The sequence below is a fragment of the Bosea sp. OAE506 genome (assembly GCF_040546595.1).
Taxonomy (GTDB): Bacteria; Pseudomonadota; Alphaproteobacteria; order Rhizobiales; family Beijerinckiaceae; genus Allobosea.
This window is the reverse complement of sequence record NZ_JBEPOB010000001.1, coordinates 1,263,973-1,283,667: the sequence shown is the minus strand read 5'-3', so window position 1 is coordinate 1,283,667 and position 19,695 is coordinate 1,263,973. Positions and strand designations below refer to the sequence as shown.

Annotated in this window: 16 protein-coding genes; 10 read left to right on the top strand and 6 right to left on the bottom strand. The window is 68.0% G+C overall.

Annotated elements, in window-relative coordinates; all coding sequences use genetic code 11:
• Positions 1–11: 11 nt before the first annotated feature.
• From ABIE41_RS06215 to ABIE41_RS06200, 4 genes are all read left to right on the top strand, one after another.
• Complete coding sequence (locus tag ABIE41_RS06215) at positions 12–635, top strand: hypothetical protein (protein ID WP_192644978.1); 624 nt, start codon at positions 12–14, stop codon at positions 633–635.
• Between the two features lie 99 nt (positions 636–734).
• Positions 735–1,241 (top strand): hypothetical protein, encoded by a 507-nt coding sequence (locus tag ABIE41_RS06210; protein WP_192644977.1) that lies wholly within the window; start codon positions 735–737, stop codon positions 1,239–1,241.
• A gap of 336 nt (positions 1,242–1,577) precedes the next feature.
• The gene (locus ABIE41_RS06205) at positions 1,578–2,504 is read left to right on the top strand and encodes an ABC transporter ATP-binding protein (protein ID WP_192645145.1); all 927 of its coding nucleotides are present in this window, start codon (positions 1,578–1,580) and stop codon (positions 2,502–2,504) included.
• Positions 2,501–3,295: an ABC transporter permease gene (locus tag ABIE41_RS06200; protein ID WP_192644976.1), complete on the top strand. Its 795-nt coding sequence runs from the start codon at positions 2,501–2,503 to the stop codon at positions 3,293–3,295. The genes ABIE41_RS06205 and ABIE41_RS06200 overlap by 4 nt, the downstream gene beginning before the upstream one ends.
• Before the next feature lie 22 nt (positions 3,296–3,317).
• On the opposite strand, the gene ABIE41_RS06195 is transcribed toward ABIE41_RS06200, so the two are convergent.
• The 3 genes from ABIE41_RS06195 to ABIE41_RS06185 all read right to left on the bottom strand — a co-directional run bounded on the left by ABIE41_RS06195 (position 3,318) and on the right by ABIE41_RS06185 (position 7,407).
• The gene (locus ABIE41_RS06195; RefSeq protein ID WP_192644975.1) at positions 3,318–4,175 is read right to left on the bottom strand and encodes an SAM-dependent methyltransferase; all 858 of its coding nucleotides are present in this window, start codon (positions 4,173–4,175) and stop codon (positions 3,318–3,320) included.
• Positions 4,172–5,587, bottom strand: a complete 1,416-nt coding sequence (locus ABIE41_RS06190) for an APC family permease (protein ID WP_192644974.1) — start codon at positions 5,585–5,587, stop codon at positions 4,172–4,174. Before ABIE41_RS06190 ends, ABIE41_RS06195 begins: the two co-directional genes overlap by 4 nt.
• 140 nt (positions 5,588–5,727) lie before the next feature.
• Positions 5,728–7,407, bottom strand: coding sequence for a methyl-accepting chemotaxis protein (locus tag ABIE41_RS06185; protein WP_192644973.1), 1,680 nt, complete (start codon positions 7,405–7,407; stop codon positions 5,728–5,730).
• Between the two features lie 158 nt (positions 7,408–7,565).
• Here ABIE41_RS06185 and ABIE41_RS06180 point away from each other — a divergent pair, with 158 nt between their 5' ends.
• Both ABIE41_RS06180 and ABIE41_RS06175 read left to right on the top strand, forming a co-directional pair.
• Positions 7,566–9,188, top strand: a complete 1,623-nt coding sequence (locus ABIE41_RS06180) for a peptide chain release factor 3 (RefSeq protein ID WP_192644972.1) — start codon at positions 7,566–7,568, stop codon at positions 9,186–9,188.
• 154 nt (positions 9,189–9,342) lie between these two features.
• Entirely contained in the window at positions 9,343–10,029 is a 687-nt protein-coding gene (locus ABIE41_RS06175; RefSeq protein ID WP_192644971.1) for an OmpW/AlkL family protein, read from the top strand.
• Positions 10,030–10,112: 83 nt separating this feature from the next.
• On the opposite strand, the gene ABIE41_RS06170 is transcribed toward ABIE41_RS06175, so the two are convergent.
• Complete coding sequence (locus ABIE41_RS06170; protein WP_192644970.1) at positions 10,113–10,592, bottom strand: Lrp/AsnC family transcriptional regulator; 480 nt, start codon at positions 10,590–10,592, stop codon at positions 10,113–10,115.
• A 179-nt stretch (positions 10,593–10,771) separates the two neighbouring features.
• On the opposite strand from ABIE41_RS06170, the gene ABIE41_RS06165 reads away from it, so the two are divergent.
• Positions 10,772–11,293, top strand: a complete 522-nt coding sequence (locus ABIE41_RS06165; RefSeq protein WP_192644969.1) for a cysteine dioxygenase — start codon at positions 10,772–10,774, stop codon at positions 11,291–11,293.
• 54 nt (positions 11,294–11,347) lie between these two features.
• On the opposite strand, the gene ABIE41_RS06160 is transcribed toward ABIE41_RS06165, so the two are convergent.
• Complete coding sequence (locus ABIE41_RS06160; RefSeq protein ID WP_192644968.1) at positions 11,348–12,319, bottom strand: KpsF/GutQ family sugar-phosphate isomerase; 972 nt, start codon at positions 12,317–12,319, stop codon at positions 11,348–11,350.
• Between the two features lie 149 nt (positions 12,320–12,468).
• Here ABIE41_RS06160 and ABIE41_RS06155 point away from each other — a divergent pair, with 149 nt between their 5' ends.
• Positions 12,469–13,998 (top strand): outer membrane beta-barrel protein, encoded by a 1,530-nt coding sequence (locus ABIE41_RS06155; RefSeq protein WP_192644967.1) that lies wholly within the window; start codon positions 12,469–12,471, stop codon positions 13,996–13,998.
• Between the two features lie 105 nt (positions 13,999–14,103).
• Here the strand turns inward: ABIE41_RS06155 and ABIE41_RS06150 are convergent, their stop codons facing one another.
• Positions 14,104–15,948 carry a M3 family oligoendopeptidase gene (locus tag ABIE41_RS06150; RefSeq protein WP_192644966.1) on the bottom strand — a complete coding sequence of 615 codons (1,845 nt, stop codon included), beginning with the start codon at positions 15,946–15,948 and terminating at the stop codon, positions 14,104–14,106.
• A 202-nt stretch (positions 15,949–16,150) separates the two neighbouring features.
• On the opposite strand from ABIE41_RS06150, the gene ABIE41_RS06145 reads away from it, so the two are divergent.
• Both ABIE41_RS06145 and ABIE41_RS06140 read left to right on the top strand, forming a co-directional pair.
• On the top strand, positions 16,151–17,647 hold the full coding sequence (locus tag ABIE41_RS06145) for a sigma-54-dependent transcriptional regulator (RefSeq protein ID WP_354191802.1): 1,497 nt from the start codon (positions 16,151–16,153) through the stop codon (positions 17,645–17,647).
• 105 nt (positions 17,648–17,752) lie between these two features.
• Positions 17,753–19,681 carry a L,D-transpeptidase scaffold domain-containing protein gene (locus ABIE41_RS06140; RefSeq protein WP_192644964.1) on the top strand — a complete coding sequence of 643 codons (1,929 nt, stop codon included), beginning with the start codon at positions 17,753–17,755 and terminating at the stop codon, positions 19,679–19,681.
• Positions 19,682–19,695 lie beyond the last annotated feature (14 nt).

Sequence of the window (19,695 nt, the reverse complement as noted above, 5' to 3'; positions counted from 1 at the left end):
TGGAGAGCCCCATGCCCCTGCCCAACCGCATCGCGCCCGATGGCAGCCTGCTGGCCTCCCCGGCCCGCGGCCTGCTGATGGGCAATCGTGGCGGGCGCTTCCATGATCCGCAGACCCGCGCTCTGCCCCTTCGCATTCAGGCCAGCCGGCAATGGATCTGCTGTGTCCTGTCCTTCAAGAACCGCAGTCGCCACGTCTGGGGCAGCGGCTACACCGAGCTGTTCTTCTGCGACGAGGTTACCGCGCTCGCCGCCGGCCACCGCCCGTGCATGGAATGCCGCCGCGCGGATGCGCTGGCCTACCGCGCTGCTCTGGTGCGGGGTCTGGAACTACGCGAGACGCCGCTCTTTCCAGAGATCGACCGGCTGCTGGACAGGGAACGTCGCGACGGCCGGGTGAAGCGCATCCACCGGCTGCCGGCCGAGACCCTGCCGGACGCAACGATGATCCGCGACGGCGGTCGCTTCCTGGCGCTGCGTGCCGATGCGGCCCTGCTCTGGTCGCCCGGGGGCTATGTCGGCAAGGTGCCCTGGCCGACGGGAATGGTGACGGTGCTGACGCCGCCGGCCTCGCTCGCCGCCCTGGCGCAGGGCTATCGGCCGCTCTGGCATCCGAGCGCGCAGCCGGCGGCCTGACCATTTTTGGGAAGCGCAGGCTTCGCCGTTGATTTGGGCCGCCCGCTGCCCCATCTGGCCCCGCGTTGCGAAGGCCCGCAGGACGACAGGGGATTCGCGATGAAAAGACTCTTCGGTGTGCTGGCACTGGCGGCGGCTCTCGCCGGCCCGGCCGCGATCGGCGCCGCCATGGCGGGCGCCGTCCCCATCACCGCCGCCGAGCCTGTGGCCGTCGTGACCATTCCCGACGCCTGGCCGCAGTCGAAGATCGAACGCGGCGTCCAGATCAAGACGCCCGATGAGGAGATCTATGTCTGGTTCGAGCTGGTGCCGGCCGACCAGATCGACGCGCTGCAGAAGGAGCACGACGCCTATTTCGCACGGGAGGGCGTCAAATTCACCGGCTCGACCGAAACGCTCACGCGGGAGGTCAACGGGCGCCCCTGGTCCTTTACCGAGCTCAAGGCGACCAGCAGCGACGGCCCGTCGATCGTCCGCTACCTCGCGATCAATCCCAAGGTCGCCAGCGGCAAGATCATCATGATGACCTACTGGGCGTCGGAAGAGGGCCATGTGAAGCACGACAAGGCGATGCAGGCGGTGATCGACAGCATCGCCTTCAAATAACCGGAGCCGAAAACGGGCACGGAACCTTCCGCGCGCGGCCGGCGTTGCAACCGCATCGTTATCACCAATCATTGGGGGCTGATTTCCATGCGTTCGATTGCTCTCTGGCTGCTCGGCGTTCCGATTCCGATCATCATTCTGCTATGGTTCTTCATGCGCTGACGGCTCGCCGTCACGATGACGAAATGGCCGGGTTCGCCCGGCCATTTTGCGTTGGCGAGCCCCGCTCCCGACAGGAGGCGACAGTGGTGCGGTGTTAGGGCGAGGCGAGGACGCAATGCCGACCTGCGTCGGCGTGCCATCGCCCCGCTGCCGGACCCGCCCTATATGCCGCCCATGACACCGATCATTTCCGTCTCCGGTCTGTCGAAGACCTATGCCTCCGGCTTCCAGGCGCTGAAGACGGTCGATCTCGACATCCGCCGCGGCGAGATTTTCGCCCTTCTCGGCCCCAACGGCGCCGGCAAGACGACGCTGATCAGCATCATCTGCGGGCTGGTCAATCCCAGCACCGGCAGTGTCCGCGCCGATGGTCACGACATCGCCAGCGACTACCGCGCCGCGCGCGCCAAGATCGGGCTGGTGCCGCAGGAGCTGAACACCGACGCCTTCGAGACGGTGCGGGCCACGGTTTCCTTCAGTCGCGGCCTCTTCGGGAAGCCGAAAGACCCCGCCTTCATCGAGCAGATCCTCAAGGACCTCTCACTCTGGGACAAGCGCGACACGCAGATCCGCCGGCTCTCGGGCGGCATGAAGCGGCGTGTGATGATCGCCAAGGCGCTGGCCCATGAACCGCGGATCCTCTTCCTGGACGAGCCCACGGCCGGCGTCGATGTCGAGCTGCGCCAGGACATGTGGCAGCTCGTGCGCCGCCTGCGCGACAACGGCGTCACCATCATCCTGACCACGCATTACATCGAGGAGGCCGAGGAGATGGCCGACCGGATCGGCGTGATCAGCAAGGGCGAGATCATCCTCGTCGAGGACAAGACGGAGCTGATGCGCAAGCTCGGCCGCAAGCAGCTCTCGCTCAGCCTTCAGGCCCCGCTCGCAACCCTGCCCGACAGCCTGGCCGGCTACGATCTCGCGCTTGCGGCGGGCGGCGAAGAACTCGTCTTCACCTATGACACCAAGGCCGAGCGCACCGGCATCACCGCCCTGCTGCACGCGCTGGGCGAGGCCGGCATCCGTTTCAACGATCTGCGCACCAGCCAGAGTTCGCTGGAGGACATCTTCGTCAGCCTCGTCAGGAGCCGCTCATGAGACCCTTCGACGAGGCGGCCGCCCCGCGCTTCAATTGGCGCGCGATCGCGGCGATCTATCACTTCGAGATGGCGCGGACCCTGCGCACGCCCTTGCAGAGCGTGGTGTCCCCCGTGCTCTCGACCTCGCTCTATTTCGTCGTCTTCGGCGCCGCGATCGGCTCGCGCATGCAGGCGATCGACGGCGTCGCCTATGGCGCCTTCATCGTGCCCGGCCTGATCATGCTGACGCTGCTCACCCAGAGCATCGCCAACGCCTCCTTCGCGATCTATTTCCCGAAATTTACCGGCACCATCTACGAGCTGCTCTCGGCCCCCGTGGCGTGGTGGGAGGTGGTGATCGGCTATGTCGGGGCGGCCGCGACCAAATCCGTCGTGCTCGGGCTGATCATCCTGCTGACCGCCACCTTCTTCGTCCCGCTGCGGATCGAGCATCCGCTCTGGATGCTGCTCTTCCTCGTGCTGACGGCCGTGACCTTCAGCCTTTTCGGCTTCATCGTCGGCATCTGGGCGGACGGGTTCGAGCGGCTGCAGGTCATTCCGCTGCTGGTGGTGACCCCGCTCGCCTTCCTCGGCGGCTCCTTCTACTCGATCGAGATGCTGCCGCCGTTCTGGCGCACGGTCGCGCTGTTCAACCCGGTCGTCTATCTGATCAGCGGTTTCCGCTGGAGCTTCTTCGGCATTGCCGATGTCGGCATCGGCATCAGCCTCGGCATGACGCTGGTCTTCCTGCTCGTCTGCATCGTCGCCACCGCCTGGATCTTCCGCACCGGCTACCGCCTCAAGAACTGAGGCGGTAGCCGGCGACGAAGGCTCAGCTCGCGCTGCGCGTGGCCTGCCAATCCTGCGCCTGGCCCGTGCCCTCGCTGCGCCCGCTCATCCGCCCGTCCGAGACGTTGCCGGTATAGCGCCGGCCTTCCGCGACGAAGCTGATCTCGCTGCCGCGCATCCGCGCCTCGGTGATCGGCAGCGCCTTGCCGCCACGCGTCAGCGTGCCCTCGAGCATCTGGAAGGTCTGCTTCAGGTTCAGTTCGCCGTCGCCGAGGCGCCAGGTGCCGGCAACCTTGGCGGGCACCACCCAGAAATGCGCCCGGCAGAAATTGACGCAGTTCTCGGCGAGAACCGCCGTCTCGTCGGGCGTCCATTCATCCATGGTGAAGGTGTTGGAGACGACGCGGGTGCCGGGCTTCATGTCCAGCAGCGTCGGCCGCAGCCGCACGTTCAGCTCCGGCAGCAGGAACAGCGTCACCACCGTCGCCTCCGAGAAGTCAGTCTCGAAGATGTCGCCGCGCTCGAACCGGGCCCGCTCGGTGACGCCCTCCGCCTCGGCATTGCGCTGGGAGAGCGTGACGAGATCGGGATTGTACTCGATGCCGCGTGCGCTGATCCCGCGCTTGGCGGCGGCGATGACGGTGCGCCCGTCGCCGGAGCCGAGATCGACCAGCTTGTCCTCCTTGGTCACCTTGGCCATGTCGAGCATGCGCTGGACCAGCGCATCCTGCGTCGGCACCCAGACCACATCCTTGCCGGCCTGGCCTGTCTGCGGGACATAGTCCGGCGCCGCGGTGGTGGAATCCTTGCCGGCCTGAGCCGGCTGCGCATGGGACTGGACGGCGCTCAGCGCGAGCAGCGAGACCGCGCAGGCGGCCGCCAAGGTTCGGAACGTCTTCATCGTCTCTCTCCTGGTTGAATGAGGATCGGCGAGGGGGCCGCGGCGAGCGCGACGTCGGCCGGAGGGGCGGAAGGGCTTCGTTCGGTCTCGTCGCGCCGGCTCTGGAACAGCAGCAGCGGCAGGCCGGCCAGCACGACGCCGAGCCCGATCAGCGCGCCCTTGCCCGTATAGGCGAGGCTCGCATGCAGCATGTAGGCGCAGCTCAGGACGAACAGGGCCGGCGTCAGCGGGTAGAGCGGAACCTTGAACGGCAGGACCCGGTCCGGCTCGCGCCAGCGCAGGATCGGCAGCGCGAGGCCGACCAGCAGCAGGAAGGCCCAGAACACCGGAGCGCTGTAGTCGACCATCGCCTGGAAACCGTCGCGGCTGGCGGCGCCGAGCGCGACCAGCAACAGCGCGACGGCGCCCTGCGCGATCAACCCGTTGGCCGGAGCCCGGCCGCGCTCGTTCCAGTCGCCGACGCGCGGCAGCAGCGTGATGTCGCGCGCCATCGCGAAATAGACCCGCGCACCGGTGAAGATCGTCGCATTGAGTGTTGACAGCGCCGCCACCACGATCGCGAGGCTGACGATCAGCGCCCCGGACTCGCCCGCCACCAACCGCATCATGTCGGTGGCGACGGCCTGCGAGCCCCGCAAACCGTCGAGCCCCAGGATCGCCAGCAGCGCCGCATTGGCGGCGACATACAGCGCGACCAGCACGGCTGTCCCGATCACCAGCACGCGGACCATGTTGCGGCCGGGGTCGCGCAGCTCGCCCGAGAGATAGGCCGCCTCGTTCCAGCCGCCATAGGTGAGGAGGACGAAGATCATCGCCATGCCCAGCGCAGCGGAGGACGGCGCCGTCGCCGCGACGGGAGCGGCGGCACCCGCACCGGCGCTGCCGAGCAGGCCCCAGCCGATGATCGCCGCGATTAGCCCGACCTCGATGAAGGTCACCGCGATCTGCAGTGTCTTGCTCTGGATCGTCCCCGCCACATTGAGGCCGGTGAGCACGATGATGGCCAGCCCGGCGTAGAGCGCCGGGCCATAGGGACCGAGCGGCTGGACCTGGGCGGCATAATCGCCGAGCACGAAGGCGACGGCGGCGATCGCGCCTGTCTGGATCACCGAGCCACGCGCCCAGCCGAACAGCACGGCAACGGGCCGGCCGTAGGCCCGGCCGAGGAAATGATACTCGCCGCCCGCATGGGGATGGGCTGCCGCGAGTTCGGCATAGCAGAGTGCGCCGATCAGCGTGACAAGGCCGCCCGCCACCCAGACGCCGAGAAAGGCCGCCTCGCTGCCGACATTCGCCGCAATCAGGGACGGCGTCTTGAAGATGCCGATGCCGACGACGATCCCGACCATGATCGTCACGGCGTCGAAGACCGACAGCGTCGGCTGCGGGTCGGTCCGGTGCGGTTCGCTCATCCTGCCCCCTTCTGCAATGGCGCAGCGAGGGAAACGCATGACGGCGCGATATGACAGCGCCGGGTCCGTCACGAAGCCGTCCGAAGCGATCACGGACCCGTGAACGCCATCCGATCAGGCTGTGAGAATGACGATTTGGCTCAGGCCGCCTTCATGTCGGCGAAGAAGGTCCCCACCGCACTGCGCAGCGCATGAGCCTCCCGCGCCAGATTTTCGGCGGTGCTCAGCGCCCGGTTCGCCGACAGCATGGCCGACTGGGAGGTCGCGGTCACCTGCTCCATCTGATGGGCCACACCCGCCGTGCCATTGGCGGTGGCCTGCGCGCTGCTGGCGATCTCCGAGGTCGCGCCCATCTGCTGGGAGGTGGCGCCCGCGATGGCGACCGTGTGCTGCGCAACCTCGCCCATGACGCGCGCGATCGTCTCGATCGCCGCAACAGCACCCTTCGTTTCACTCTCGAAAGCAACGATGCGCTCGGCGATCTCGTCAGTGGCCTGAGCGGTGCGCTCGGCCAGCAGCTTGACCTCGCCGGCGACGACCGCAAAGCCGCGCCCCGCCTCGCCGGCGCGAGCCGCCTCGATCGTCGCGTTGAGCGCCAGCAGATTGGTCTGCGCCGCGATCTCGCGGATCAGGCCAACGACCCGGGCAATGCTTTCCGAGGCACCCAGCAGGTTGCCGACATTGACGCGTGCCCGCGCCGCATCCTCGGCCGCCGACCGGACCACGCCATCCGTATGGCCGATGCGTTCGGCGATTTCGGTGATCGACTCCGACAGCTGCTCGGAGGCGGCCGCGATGGAGCGGACGTTGTCGGACGCGTCGAGGGCTGCGCCCCTTGCCTCATTGGCCTGGGACGTGGCGCTGGTGGCGACGGCGTTGAGGCTGCGGGCCGTCTCCTCCATCTCGTCGACGCTGACCCGAACCGTGTCGAGAACCTGGTCGATGCGGATGTTGAACTCGGCTGTGAGTTCGTCGCGCTTGGCCTGGCGGCGGATCCGCGCCACGTCGGCGCTCTTGGCATCGGCCTCCAGCGCCGCCCGTGCGGCCGCGGTTTCGTGAAACACGGCCACGGAGCGCGCCATGTCGCCCACCTCGTCGCGCTGCTTGACCGACGGAATGTCGTCCACGTCCTGCCCGGCCGCGAGCCGCTGCATCGTCTTGGCAAGGCTGCGCAGCGGCCGCGACACGCGGAAATGCACGAGGGTCAGCGCGACCGAAAGACCGATCACGACCAGCAGCGCACCCGCAGCCTGCAGCCACAGGCTGTTGTTCTGCAGCGCGTCACGCTCGGCATCCGTCACGGCGGCCCGGCTCTCGTTCAGCATGGCGACGTTCCTCAGCGCCATGTTGAGAGCCTTGCGGTTGCTCCGGTTGTCTTCGTTGTTGCCGAAGACACTGGCGGCGAGAGGGCCCAGCTCTCTCCCGCGCCGGACGAGCTCCGTCCGGAAGGCGACGAAATCGTCGAGCTGCCGCGCCACCGCCTCGAAGACGGCCCGCTCCTGAGGGTCATGGAGAGCCCGCCACTCGCCAAGCAGCCGCTTCATCTCGCTGAGATCGGCGAGCAGCGGCAGGGCGAAGCGTTCCGCGTCCTGCGCATCCGCGCTCATATAGATGCCCCGCGATTCCATCACGATGGCATTGACGAGGCCGTCCATGCGCTCGGCGAGGACGGTGCGCCGTGTCACGGCCTCCATCTCGCTCGTCATCGCGGCGTAACGCGAAAGCGTCTGCGCCCCGATGCCGACGGCGATGACAGCGGCGACCGCGAAAACCGCAAAGGCCCCGAAGATCTGTGTCGAGATTTTGCGCGGGCCGACCATCGCGAAACTTTCCGCTAGGGAAACTGGTATCCCCTTATCGCGGGATGATGGTGAGAAAGGGTTAATGCGGCCTGACTCCGTCTCTGTGTTAAACGAGCGACGATCCGCGCGGGCCGCAGCAATTGACTTCGCAGCCCCCATCCTGTTCTCACACCGCCATGACCGACATTCAGACCTCCGCCGCGCCGGCAGGCGACGCTGCCCCGCATGCGCGCCGCCGCACCTTCGCGATCATCTCCCACCCGGACGCCGGCAAGACCACGCTGACCGAGAAGCTGCTCTATTTCGGCGGCGCGATTCAGCTCGCCGGCGAAGTGCGCGCCAAGCAGGGCCGGCGCCAGACCTCCTCGGACTGGATGAAGATCGAGCGCCAGCGCGGCATCTCGGTCGTCACCTCGGTGATGACTTTCGAATATGGCGGCCACGTCTTCAACCTGCTGGACACGCCGGGCCACGAGGACTTCTCGGAAGACACCTACCGCACCCTCACCGCCGTCGATTCCGCCGTGATGGTGATCGACGCCGCCAAGGGCATCGAGGCGCGCACCAAGAAGCTGTTCGAGGTCTGCCGCCTGCGCGACATCCCGATCGTCACCTTCATCAACAAGGTCGACCGCGAGACGCGCGACCTGTTCGACCTGATCAACGAGATCGAGACCACGCTTGCGCTCGACGTCGCGCCGATGACCTGGCCGGTCGGGCGCGGCAGGGAGTTCGTCGGCACCTATGATCTCAAGGCCAACAGCTTCCGCCGCAACCAGAAGGGCGACGAGAGCGCCGAGGATTTGGCCGTCACGGGCCCCGACGACAAGCTCTTCGACGAGTTGCTGCCGCATGGCGCCGCCGAGACCTGGCGCGAGGAGGTCTTCCTCGCCAGCGAGGGGCTGAAGCCCTTCGATCTCGAGGCTTTCCGCGAGGGCCATCTGACGCCGCTCTATTTCGGCGCGGCGCTGCGCGACTACGGCGTGCGCGATCTCATCGATGCGCTGGGCGCGCTGGCGCCGAGCCCCCGCGCGCAGATCGCCGACAAGCGGACGATCCAGTCGGATGAGCCGAAGATGACCGGCTTCGTCTTCAAGATCCAGGCGAACATGGACCCCAACCACCGCGACCGCATCGCCTTCATGCGCGTCTGCTCGGGCAAGCTCTCGCGCGGCATGAAGGCCAAGCTGGTGCGCACCGGCAAGCCGATGCCGCTCAACGCGCCGCAGTTCTTCTTCGCGCGCGACCGCTCGATCGCCGAAGAGGCCTTCGCGGGCGACATCGTCGGCCTGCCCAACCATGGCACGCTGCGCATCGGCGACACGCTGACCGAGGGCGAGGACGTCGTCTTCAAGGGCGTGCCGAGCTTCGCGCCGGAAATCCTGCGCCGTGTGAAGCTCAAGGACGCGATGAAGGCCAAGAAGCTGCGCGAGGCGCTGCAGCAGATGGCCGAGGAAGGCGTGGTCCAGATCTTCCTGCCCCATGACGGCGCGCCCGCCATCGTCGGCGTCGTCGGCGCGCTGCAGCTCGACGTGCTCAAGGAGCGCATGGACGTCGAATACTCGCTGCCAGTCGATTTCGAGCCCTGCCAGTTCTCGATCGCCCGCTGGGTCTCCTCCTCCGACAAGGCGGCGCTGCAGAAATTCGTCGCCGCAAAGCCCTCCTCGATGGCCGACGACCTCGACGGCGACCCGGTGTTCATGGCCTCCAGCCAGTTCACCCTGAAATACGATTCCGAGCGCGTACCGGACGTCACATTCTCCGACATCAAGGACTACCAGAAGGTCGCGCGCGGCTGAGGCGCCGCTGCGCCTGTTGCATCGAGGCCACAGAGGGCCAGACTGTCCCCGGATTTGATCCCGATCAAATCGACGATGGCGGGATTGAGGCTCTTGGACGACGGGAGCTGCGAGCACGGAACGTGCCGCGGTCTCGTTTCTGGGGGCCTTCGCCATGTCACGTCTTGTTCGTCTCACCGCCTGCGCAGCCCTGCTCGCTGGCACCGCCCTGACCTCTGCGGGAGCGGCCGATCTGCCCTCCGCCAAGACCGCGCCGATCGCGCCGGTGCTGACGCAGTGGAGCCCGTGGATGATCCGCGGCCGCGCGCTGGCGGTGGTCCCGCAGGAGAGCGCCAAGCTCAAGCTCGGCGGGGCGCCGATCCTCGGTGGCGACGTCGACATCTCGAACTCGATCGTGCCCGAGCTCGACATCAGCTACTTCTTCACCAAGAACATCGCCGTCGAGCTCGTTCTCGGCGTCACCCCTCACAAGGTGAAGGGCGCGGGCGCTCTGGCCGGGGCGCGCATCGGCTCGGCCTGGCTGCTGCCGCCGACCCTGATGCTGCAGTATCACTTCACCGACCTCGGCGCGTTCAAGCCCTATGTCGGCGTCGGCGTGAACTACACCGTCTTCTTCAATGAGAAGGCCAAGGGCGGCTTCACCAGCTTCGATCTGAAGGACAGCTTCGGCCTCGCCCTGCAGGGCGGCTTCGACTACATGATCGACAAGAACTGGGGCTTCAACTTCGACGTCAAGAAGATCTTCCTCGAGCCCAAGGTCAAGGTCAACAACGGCCTGATCTCCGGCAAGGTCAAGATCGATCCCTGGCTGATCGGCGCCGGCGTCACCTATCGGTTCTGAGATCCGCTCCCGTTCGGCTGGGGGGCCTCGGGAGGCCGGGGGGAGAAGGGAGCGGTTTGCCGCTCCCTTCTTTCGTTGGCGCTTCAGCCTTCCGGCTGCACGAAGCCGAGCGGGATCGCCGTCGTCGATTTCAGCTCCTCCATCGCGAACATCGAGGTGACGTCGTTGAGGTCGATACGCGAGATTAGCTTCTTGTAGAGCGCGTCATAAGCCGCGATGTCCGGCACGCAGGCCTTGAGCAGATAGTCGATCTCGCCGCTCATCCGGTAGAAGTCGACGATCTCGGGCAGGTCGCGCACCGCCGTGTGGAACCGCTCCAGCCATTCCATCGAATGCCGGGCCGTCTTCACCGCGATGAAGACGGTGACGCCCGCCTGCAGCTTGCTGCGGTCGAGCAGCGCCACGCGCTTGCGGATATAGCCCGCCGCTTCCAGCTTCTGCACCCGCCGCCAGCACGGCGTCGCCGACAGGCCGACCGCCTCCGACAGCTCGGCGAGAGGCAGGCTCGCATCCTCCTGCAGGCAGGCGAGGATCCGCAGATCGAAGGCGTCGAGCTTGGCCATGGCCCCCGGGACTCGCAAAGGGATCGCTTTGTCAGCGCTCTCAAAGGAACGGAATTCTCCATTTGATGCCATAGGCGATATTCATTTCCAAGATCGCGGCATCTTATCGCAAGATAGCAAACCATTTTCCCGCTGCGCCGCTATCCTGAGTGAGTGGACGGTGCGACGGGAGTTTGCGGATGCAGGGGTTCTTGAACGCGGAGCGGCGCGGCGCCGTTCTCGCCAGCCTGCGGACGGATGAGGGCACTCTCTCGCGCGATTATCTTGCCGCCGCCCGCTCGGTTCTGCGCGAACTCGTTGCGCTGCCCGACCTCGTTGCGCGCCTGCCGCTCGAGCGCAAACCCGGCGGCTACACCCGCAATCTCCTGGCCGGCGACGAGTCGGTCAGCGTCTGGGCGATCGTCTGGGCGGCCGATGCGACCACCTGCATCCACGACCACCACTGCTCCTGCTGCTTCGGCGTCGTCAGCGGCACCGTGACCGAAACCTGGTATCGCGCCATCGATACGCAGCGGGCCATCGCGACCGAGCAGCATGACCGCGAGGCGGGCTATGTCGCCTGCATGCTGCCGACCGGCCCCAACATCCACCGCATGCGCAATCTCGGGACCGAAGACGCGATTTCGATCCACATTTACGGCTTCGACCACGAGGCCCACGATTCCTCGATCGAGACGCAGTACAGCGCCGTCGAGGGCTGACCCCGCACACGAAACCGACCCTGGCTCATAGGCCCAGGGGGTGCCCCGGGTGGATTAGGCCACGCCGAGCGAGAGCAGGTCGTGGACATGGACCAGCCCGACAGGGCGGTTCTCGCCATCTGCGACGATCAGCGCGGTGATCCGCAGCCGGTTGACCATCTCCAGCGCCTCGCCGGCCAGCGCGTCCGGTGCAATGCGACGCGGATTGGCGCTCATCACGTCGCGCGCCCGCTGGGCCGGTCCGGCCCGCAGCAATGTGCGGCGCAGATCGCCATCGGTCACGACGCCGGCAAGAACCCCGTCCGCATCCACCACGATGGCGCAGCCGAAGCCCTTGCCCGAGATCAGCGCGACCACATCCGCGATCCCCGTATCCAGCCCGCAGAGCGGCAGCGCCGCATCACGGTGCATGATGCTGGCGACCGTCTTGAGCTGCGCGCCGAGCTTGCCGCCCGGGTGATAGACGAAGAAATCCTGGCGCGAGAAGCCGCGCGCCTCGAGCAGCGCGACCGCCAGCGCGTCACCCAGCGCCATCTGCATCGTCGTCGAGGTCGTCGGTGCCAACCCGTTCGGGCAGGCCTCCTGCGCCTTCGGCAGGAGCAGCGTCACATCCGCCTCGCGGCCCAGCGCGCTGTCGGCATTGGCGGTGATCGCGATCAGCCCGACGCGGAAGCGCCGCGTATGCCCGACGATCGCCGCAAGCTCCGCCGTCTCGCCCGACCAGGAGAGGGCGATGACCACATCCTCCGGTTGCACCATGCCGAGATCGCCATGGCTGGCTTCGGCCGGATGGACGAAATGCGCCGGCGTGCCGGTGGAAGCGAGCGTCGCCGCGATCTTGCGCCCGACATGGCCGGACTTGCCCATGCCGGAGACGATGACGCGCCCGCCGGCTGCCCGGATCATCGAGACCGCGGCAACGAAAGCCTCACCCATGCCGTTGGCGAGGGCCTGGTGAAGCGTGTCGAGCCCGGCGCGTTCGGTCGCGACGGTGCGGAGCGCGGAGGCGCGGATATCGGCTGTCATGGCGCGCGCTCTAGCACAGCCGGGCGCGCCGGGGCCAGCTTCGGGCCGCCCCGTTATTGACGGCCCGTTAACCCCCTTCGTTTTAACTCCGTTAACCATGCGCGCGCTGTCCGGCGCGCCAAAGCCTGTTCCTGGAGCCACGACGCCCCGTGCCCCGGCCTTCCCCGTCCCTGCTGCTGACCGGCGTCGCCGCCGCGAGCCTCATGCTCGCCGCGTCGTCGGTCGATGCGCAGCAGGTCCGGCGCACGCCGCTGCGGCCGAGCGTGCCGGCCTATGTCGCCCAGCAACCGGTGCCCGATGCGCCGGCGGCCTCGCTCTCAGCCACGCCCGACTCGGTTCGTGATCCCGCCGCACTGATCCAGAACCAGCCGACCACCGTGTCGCGGCGCCCGCCGCCCTATGCCAGCCGGCCCGTTCGGGCGAGTGGCGTGCGCGGCGTCACCCAGCGCCAGTTCCGCGCCCAGCAGACGGGCGTGGCGGGTTTGCCGACCACGCCGCCGCCTCCGCCTCCCCCACGCCGGCGCTCGGCTGCCGAGGAGGATCCCTATGCCGCGCTCGGCCTGCGGCTCGGCAACGTCACGCTCAAGCCCGGGCTGACCAGCAGCGTCGGCTACGACACCAACCCGCAGCGCACGGCGGGCTCGACCCGCAAGAGCTCCGCCTTCGGCCGGCTCGAGGGCGATCTCGACGTCCAGTCGGACTGGAACGTGCACGAGCTGAAGGGCAAGCTGCGCGGCGGCTACAGCCGCTTCTTCCGCGACGAGAACGCCTCGCGCCCCGATGGCGAGGGCAATCTCGACCTGCGCCTCGACGCCTCGCGCGACACGCGCATTCTTCTGGAGACGCGGGCGAAGATCGACACCCAGCGCCCCGGCTCGCCGGATTTGACCGCGGCCGTCATCGGTCGCCCCCTCGTCTATCAGTACGGCGCCTCGGCCGGCGTCACCCATGACATCAACCGCCTGCAGATGACGCTGCGCGGTTCGGTCGACCGCAGCGACTACGAGGACGGCAAGCTGAGCAATGGCGGCATCGTCAGCCAGCGCGACCGCAATCAGACGCAAGTCGGGCTGCGCCTGCGCGCGTCCTACGAGGTCACACCCGGTTTCAGGCCTTTCGTCCAGGGTGAGGTCGACACCCGCGAATTCGACCAGGCCGTGGATTCCAGCGGCTATCGCCGCTCCTCGGACGGCGCCACGCTGCGCGTCGGCTCGACCTTCGAGATCAGCCGCCAGCTCACCGGCGAAATCTCGGCCGGCTATCAGGATCGCAAATATGACGATGCCCGGCTGCGCGACCTGAAGGGCTTCGTCGGCGATGCCGCGATCCTGTGGTCGCCGACGCCGCTGACCACCGTCACCCTGCGCGGCACCTCCGAACTCGGCGACACGACGATTGCGGGCTCATCGGGCACCACGGCGCGGCGCGTCTCGCTGGAGATCGCCCACGCCTTGCGGCGCAACCTCACCGTCACCGGCGTCGCCAGCTTCGGGCGCACCGAATATGACGGGCAGGGTCTGCGCGAGGACTTCTCCAGCGTCGGCGCCCGGGTCGAATACAAGCTGACGCGCACCTTCTCGGTCCGCGCGAGCTTCACCCATGAGCGGCTGAACTCGACCGCCCAGGGCTCGGACTACACCGCCAATGTCGCGCAGGTGGGCCTGAGGGTGCAGTTCTGACAGCAACCCGTCATGGTCGGGCTTGACCCGACCATCTCGTCATCCAGCGCCAGCCGGTCATGAGATGGTCGGGTCAGGCCCGACCATGACGGCGAAGAAGCGCCCCTACTCCATCCCTTCCAGCTCGATGATCATGCCCTCGATCATCGTGAGCCCGATCTGCCAGAACGCCGGGTCGCGCGCGTCGAGGCCGAAGGGCGCCAGCAGCTCGGCATGGTGCTTGGTGCCACCGGCCGAGAGCAGGGCGAAATAGCGCTCCTGGAAGCCCTCGGCCGCATTCTGGTAGACGCCGTAGAGCGAATTCACCAGGCAGTCACCGAAGGCATAGGCGTAGACATAGAAGGGCGAATGGATGAAGTGCGGGATGTAGCACCAGAACGGCTCGTAACCGGGGCCAAGCCGGATCGCCGGCCCCAGGCTCTCCGCCTGCACGCTCATCCAGAGTTCGCATAAGGTCTCTGCGGTCAGCTCGCCCGACTTGCGCGCCTCATGCACCTTCCGCTCGAAGGAGTAGAACGCGATCTGGCGCACGACCGTGTTGATCATGTCCTCGACCTTGGCCGCCAGCATTGCCTTGCGCTGCTGGGGATTCGACGTCGAATTCAGCAGGCGGCGGAAGGTCAGCATCTCCCCGAAGACGCTTGCCGTCTCGGCCAGCGTGAGAGGCGTCGGTGCCATCAGCGCGCCGTTATGGGCTGCCAGCACCTGATGCACGCCATGCCCGAGCTCATGGGCGAGCGTCATCACGTCGCGCGGCTTGCCTTGGTAGTTGACCAGAACATAGGGGTGCGCGGAGGGCACCGTCGGATGGGCGAAGGCGCCGGGCGCCTTGCCGGGCCGCACCGGCGCGTCGATCCACTGCTCGTCGAAGAAGCGGCGCGCAATGCCGGCCATCTCGGGAGAGAAGGCGCCATAGGCGTCGAGCACCGTATCGCGGGCTTCCGTCCAGGGAATGGTGCGCTGCTCGACCTTGGGAAGCGGCGCGTTGCGGTCCCAGAAATCCAGCGCCTCGCGCCCGAACCACTTCGCCTTCAGCTTGTAGTAGCGGTGCGACAGGCGCGGATAGGCTTCGCGCACGGCGCTCACCAGCGCATCCACGACCTCGCGCTCGACGCGGTTGGCGAGATGGCGCGAATCCGCAACATCCTCGAACTTGCGCCAGCGGTCGGAGATCTCCTTGTCCTTGGCGAGCGTGTTGGTGATCAGCGCGAAAGTCCGCAGCTGACCGCGGAAAACCTCGCTCAGCGCCTCGGCGGCGGCCTTGCGCACGGCGCCGTCGGCGTCCTGCAGCTTGTTGAGCGTCGGCTCCAGCGTCAGCTCCTCGCCGCCGATCCGGAAGCGCAGCGAGGCGATCGTCTCGTCGAACAGCCGGTTCCAGGCGGCGTGCCCGGTCATCGACTTCTCGTGGAAGAGGGCCTCGATCCGGTCTTCGAGCTGATGTGGCTTGTCCTTGGCGAGGTCGTCGAGCCAGGGCTTCCAGTGCGACAGCGGCGCCGTCGCGGCGACCCGCGCCAGATGCTCGGGCTCGATCCGGTTGAGCTCGAGCTCGAAGAACAGCAGCTCCGTCACGGCGGCGTTCAGCTTGTCCTGCGTATCGCCATAGAACTTGGCGCGCTGGGGATCGGTGGTGTCGCCCGCATAGACCAGGCCCGCATAGGCGCCGATCCGGCCGAGCAGGTCGCTCAACGCCTCGAACGCCTTCACCGCCTCGGCCAGCACCGCAGCACCGTCCTGCCGCTCGGCGAGCGCCCCGAGCTTGCCGCGATAGAGCGTCGCGAAGCTCTGCGAATCGCTCAACGCCCGGCTCAGATCCGCCTTCAGCTCGGCCGAGTCGAGGCCCGGATAGAGGTGGCTCAGATCCCATTCCGGCAGCGTGCCCAAGGATTTGGCGGCCGAGGCGGCGGTCGCCGTCGCTGTGGCGCGCAGCACCTGGTCGAACGCATTGGTCATCGTCGGCAACCTCACAGATGGGAACCCCGGCTTGCCCTCATATGCGCGGGGCAAAGGCCGGGATCAATCTCCGCCTGCGTCGCGGCAGCGATGCCCCGCCCTTAAGCGCCGCTTAACCGTTCTGGCCGAGGATGACCCAGAACGGAACAGCGCGCGCCGCCCTCGGCGGCCGGCTTCCTTATCGCCTGAGCCTCGAGGTGTCATGACCGCCACCGTTCTCGTCGTCGACGACGATCCCGTCCAGCGCCGCCTGCTGGACGCCATGCTGAAGCGCTGCGGATACGACGCCGTCGTCGCGGAGACCGGGCAGGCCGCTCTCCAGATGCTGACGGGCCCCGAGGGCGACCGCTTCGACGCGATCGTGCTGGATCTCGTCATGCCCGAGCTCGACGGCATGGGCGTGCTGGCGGCGCTGCGCGAGCGCGCGATCGAGACCCCCGTCATCGTGCAGACCGCCAATGGCTCGATCGAAACGGTCGTCCAGGCGATGCGCGCCGGTGCTGTCGACTTCGTCGTCAAGCCGGTCGGCGCCGAGCGGCTGCAGATCTCGCTCAAGAACGCGCTCAAGCTCGGCGCGCTCGAGCACGAGCTGCGCCACATCAAGCGCCGCGCGTCGGGCACGCTGGGCTTCCGCGACCTCGCCACCAAGAGCGCCGACATGGCGCGGGTGGTGCGCCTGGCCGAGCGGGCGGCGAAATCCAACATACCGATCCTGATCGAGGGTGAATCCGGCGTCGGCAAGGAGGTGCTGGCCCGCGCCATCCAGGGTTCGAGCGACCGCAAGGGCAAGCCCTTCGTCACCGTCAATTGCGGCGCGATCCCGCACAATCTCGTCGAGTCGATCCTCTTCGGCCACGAGAAGGGCGCCTTCACCGGCGCCACCGAGCGCCATGTCGGCAAATTCGTCGAGGCGAGCGGCGGCACGCTCTTCCTCGACGAGGTCGGCGAATTGCCGCTGGATGCGCAGGTCAAGCTCCTGCGCGCGATCCAGGAGGGCGAGGTCGATCCCGTCGGCGGCAAGAAGTCGGTGCGCGTCGACATCCGCATCATCTCGGCGACGAACAAGAGCTTGCTCGACCAGGTCAAGGCCGGCGAGTTCCGCGAAGACCTCTACTACCGCCTCAACGTCTTCCCGATCACGCTGCCGCCGCTACGCCAGCGTCACGAGGACATTCCCGATCTGGCGCGCGGCTTCCTCGCCCGCTTCGCCGCCGACGAGGAGGGCAAGAAGCTGCGCGGCATCGGCGCCGAGGCGCTCTCCCTGATCGGTGGCTATGACTGGCCGGGCAATGTCCGCCAGCTCGAAAATGCGATGTTCCGCGCCGTGGTGCTGGCCGATGGCGACGAGCTGACGGTGGCCGAGTTCCCGCAGATCGCCGCGCAGATGGAAGGCTACGATATCCGCATCCCGCCCGCCCCGGCGCCACTCGGCCCGGCCGAGGCGCGCAGCGAGCCCCCGCGCATCATCCAGATGCCGGTGCGCGACCCCAACTCGCTGGAGCTCGTGGCCGGCTCCGACATGCGCACGCTCGACGAGCTCGAGCGCGAGATCATCAAGTTCGCCCTCGCCCATTACCGCGGGCACATGTCCGAGATCTCGCGCAAGCTCGGCATCGGCCGCTCGACGCTCTACCGCAAGCTCAAGGATTACGGGCTGATCGAGGCGGGAGCGGGCGCCGACGAAACCGACGCGGCCTGAGCCGCGACCAACCGAATGGCAGCGCGTGTTGCGCTGCCGCATCTTGTCGAAACCGGCCGAGTCACGCAGGAATGCGGCTCTCGGCAGAATTCAGGAATAGCGACCATGCGTCGTCGCCACTGGGCGAATCTGGCTTGCGTCTCGGCTCTGGCCCTGTCCCTGACCGCCACCGCAGTCTCCGCCGAAGGCCAGGCCACCGATCCGACGCTGGGCATCCCGCTGCCGGAACAGCCCGCCTTGCTCCTGCATGCCGATGAGCGGCCGCAAGCCGCGCAGGCTCCGGTCAGCGCGGAAGCCGCTCCCGCCGAGCCCGCCCTGCAGACGGACACCGCAACCGCGCCCGCCGCCGAACCCGGCATGGTCACCGGCGCGGTGACACCTTCCGCGCGCCCCGAGGGCAGCCTCGCCACGCCGGAGCTGCCGGCCGCCACCGTCGCTGTGCCCGACCAGCCGGTGACCCTGGATATCCCCGAGATCGAGCTGCCGCCGGCCGATCCGGCGCTCGCGGCGCCGCAGGCCGCACCCGTGCTGCGCAGTGCCGAGCCGGCGATCACCCCGCCCGACCTGCCGAAGGTCGTCGTCGACCTGCCCGCCGGCTCCGAATACGCGGCCGACATCGCTGCTCGCGCCACCGATGCGCTGGCCCTGCCGCGCCTTGCCGAGCGCGAGCGCGCCGAAATCCTCGCCGCCTATGAGGCCAACGGCAACCGACCGCTCTGGATCGAGGGACGCGGTTGGAGCACCGCCGGACTGCGTCTGACCGAGCGTCTCGGGCGCGCCGGCGAGGACGGTCTCAGGCCGGCCGACTATCCGCTCCCCGCTTTCGAGGCGAGTGACAAGGGCAGCCTGGCCGAGGCCGACGTCCGGCTGTCCGCGCTCGCCGTGCTCTATGCGCGCGACGCCCGCGGCGCCCGCGTCGACCCGCGCCGCCTCTCGAAGCTGCTGACGCCCACGCTGTCGCTGCCCTCCGCCACCGAGGTGCTCTCGGAACTCGCGGGCTCTGGAGATGCCGGCGCCGTGCTCGCCGCCTACAACCCGCCCCATGAGGGCTATCGCCGGCTCAAGGCCAAGCTCGCCGAGCTGCGCGAGCATCTCGACGACACTCCGCTGGTGCGCATCCCCGCAGGCCCGGCGCTGAAGCTCGGCATGCGCGACGAGCGCGTCCCGCTGGTGCGGGCCCGGCTCGGCCTCGGCCCCAGCGAGGAGCCGGTCTTCGACCGCTCCACCGCGACCGCGCTCGCCGCCTTCCAGAAGCAGGCCGGCCTCCCCGCCAATGGCGTGCTCGGCGCCCAGACTCTCGCCGCTCTCGGCACGCCCGCCACCGCCCGCGGCGAGCAGGACATCGTCGCCCAGATGGAGCGCTGGCGCTGGCTGCCCGCCGATCTCGGCGCCGACCACATCATGGTCAACGTCCCGGAATTTCGCGTCCGCGTCATCCGCCAGGGCCATGTCGTTCACGAGACCCGCGCCATCGTCGGCAAGCCGGAGACCGCGACGCCCATCTTTTCGCACAAGATGGACCACGTCATCGTCAATCCGTCCTGGTTCGTCCCGCCCTCGATCCTGCGCAAGGAGTTCATCCCGGGCCTGGCAGCCGACCCCGAATACGCCGCCAAGCGCGGCTATGTGGTGACGCGCAGCAAGGGCGGCGGCATCTCGGTGCGCCAGCCGCCGGGCGAGCGCAACGCGCTCGGCTGGATCAAGTTCATGTTCCCCAACGACCATGCGGTCTATCTGCACGACACGCCCAATCGCCGGCTCTTCGCCCAGGAGCGCCGCGCCTTCAGCCATGGCTGCGTGCGTGTCGACAATCCCTTCCTGCTCGCCGACCAGGTGCTCGGGCCGGAATGGACGCATGAGCGCCTGAAGCGCCTGATCGGCTCGGGCGAGCGCCGCATCAACCTGCCCCAGCCGCTGGCGATCCACCTCGTCTACAACACCCATGTCGTCGGCGCCGATGGCGGCCTGACCACCTTCGAGGATCTCTACGGCTTCCACCGCCTCGTCCGGCAGGCACTCGAATCGCGCAGCTGACACCGCAGCCGCGG

Bases quoted from the DNA above. Each gene is read 5' to 3' on its own strand.
- ABIE41_RS06150 (WP_192644966.1), bottom strand. From the start codon at position 15,948: ATGACCAATGCGTTCGACCAGGTGCTGCGCGCCACAGCGACGGCGACC.
- ABIE41_RS06210 (WP_192644977.1), top strand. From the start codon at position 735: ATGAAAAGACTCTTCGGTGTGCTGGCACTGGCGGCGGCTCTCGCCGGC.
- ABIE41_RS06190 (WP_192644974.1), bottom strand. From the start codon at position 5,587: ATGAGCGAACCGCACCGGACCGACCCGCAGCCGACGCTGTCGGTCTTC.
- ABIE41_RS06200 (WP_192644976.1), top strand. From the start codon at position 2,501: ATGAGACCCTTCGACGAGGCGGCCGCCCCGCGCTTCAATTGGCGCGCG.
- ABIE41_RS06160 (WP_192644968.1), bottom strand. From the start codon at position 12,319: ATGACAGCCGATATCCGCGCCTCCGCGCTCCGCACCGTCGCGACCGAA.
- ABIE41_RS06205 (WP_192645145.1), top strand. From the start codon at position 1,578: ATGACACCGATCATTTCCGTCTCCGGTCTGTCGAAGACCTATGCCTCC.
- ABIE41_RS06215 (WP_192644978.1), top strand. From the start codon at position 12: ATGCCCCTGCCCAACCGCATCGCGCCCGATGGCAGCCTGCTGGCCTCC.
- ABIE41_RS06170 (WP_192644970.1), bottom strand. From the start codon at position 10,592: ATGGCCAAGCTCGACGCCTTCGATCTGCGGATCCTCGCCTGCCTGCAG.
- ABIE41_RS06175 (WP_192644971.1), top strand. From the start codon at position 9,343: ATGTCACGTCTTGTTCGTCTCACCGCCTGCGCAGCCCTGCTCGCTGGC.
- ABIE41_RS06195 (WP_192644975.1), bottom strand. From the start codon at position 4,175: ATGAAGACGTTCCGAACCTTGGCGGCCGCCTGCGCGGTCTCGCTGCTC.
- ABIE41_RS06145 (WP_354191802.1), top strand. From the start codon at position 16,151: ATGACCGCCACCGTTCTCGTCGTCGACGACGATCCCGTCCAGCGCCGC.
- ABIE41_RS06165 (WP_192644969.1), top strand. From the start codon at position 10,772: ATGCAGGGGTTCTTGAACGCGGAGCGGCGCGGCGCCGTTCTCGCCAGC.
- ABIE41_RS06140 (WP_192644964.1), top strand. From the start codon at position 17,753: ATGCGTCGTCGCCACTGGGCGAATCTGGCTTGCGTCTCGGCTCTGGCC.
- ABIE41_RS06180 (WP_192644972.1), top strand. From the start codon at position 7,566: ATGACCGACATTCAGACCTCCGCCGCGCCGGCAGGCGACGCTGCCCCG.
- ABIE41_RS06185 (WP_192644973.1), bottom strand. From the start codon at position 7,407: ATGGTCGGCCCGCGCAAAATCTCGACACAGATCTTCGGGGCCTTTGCG.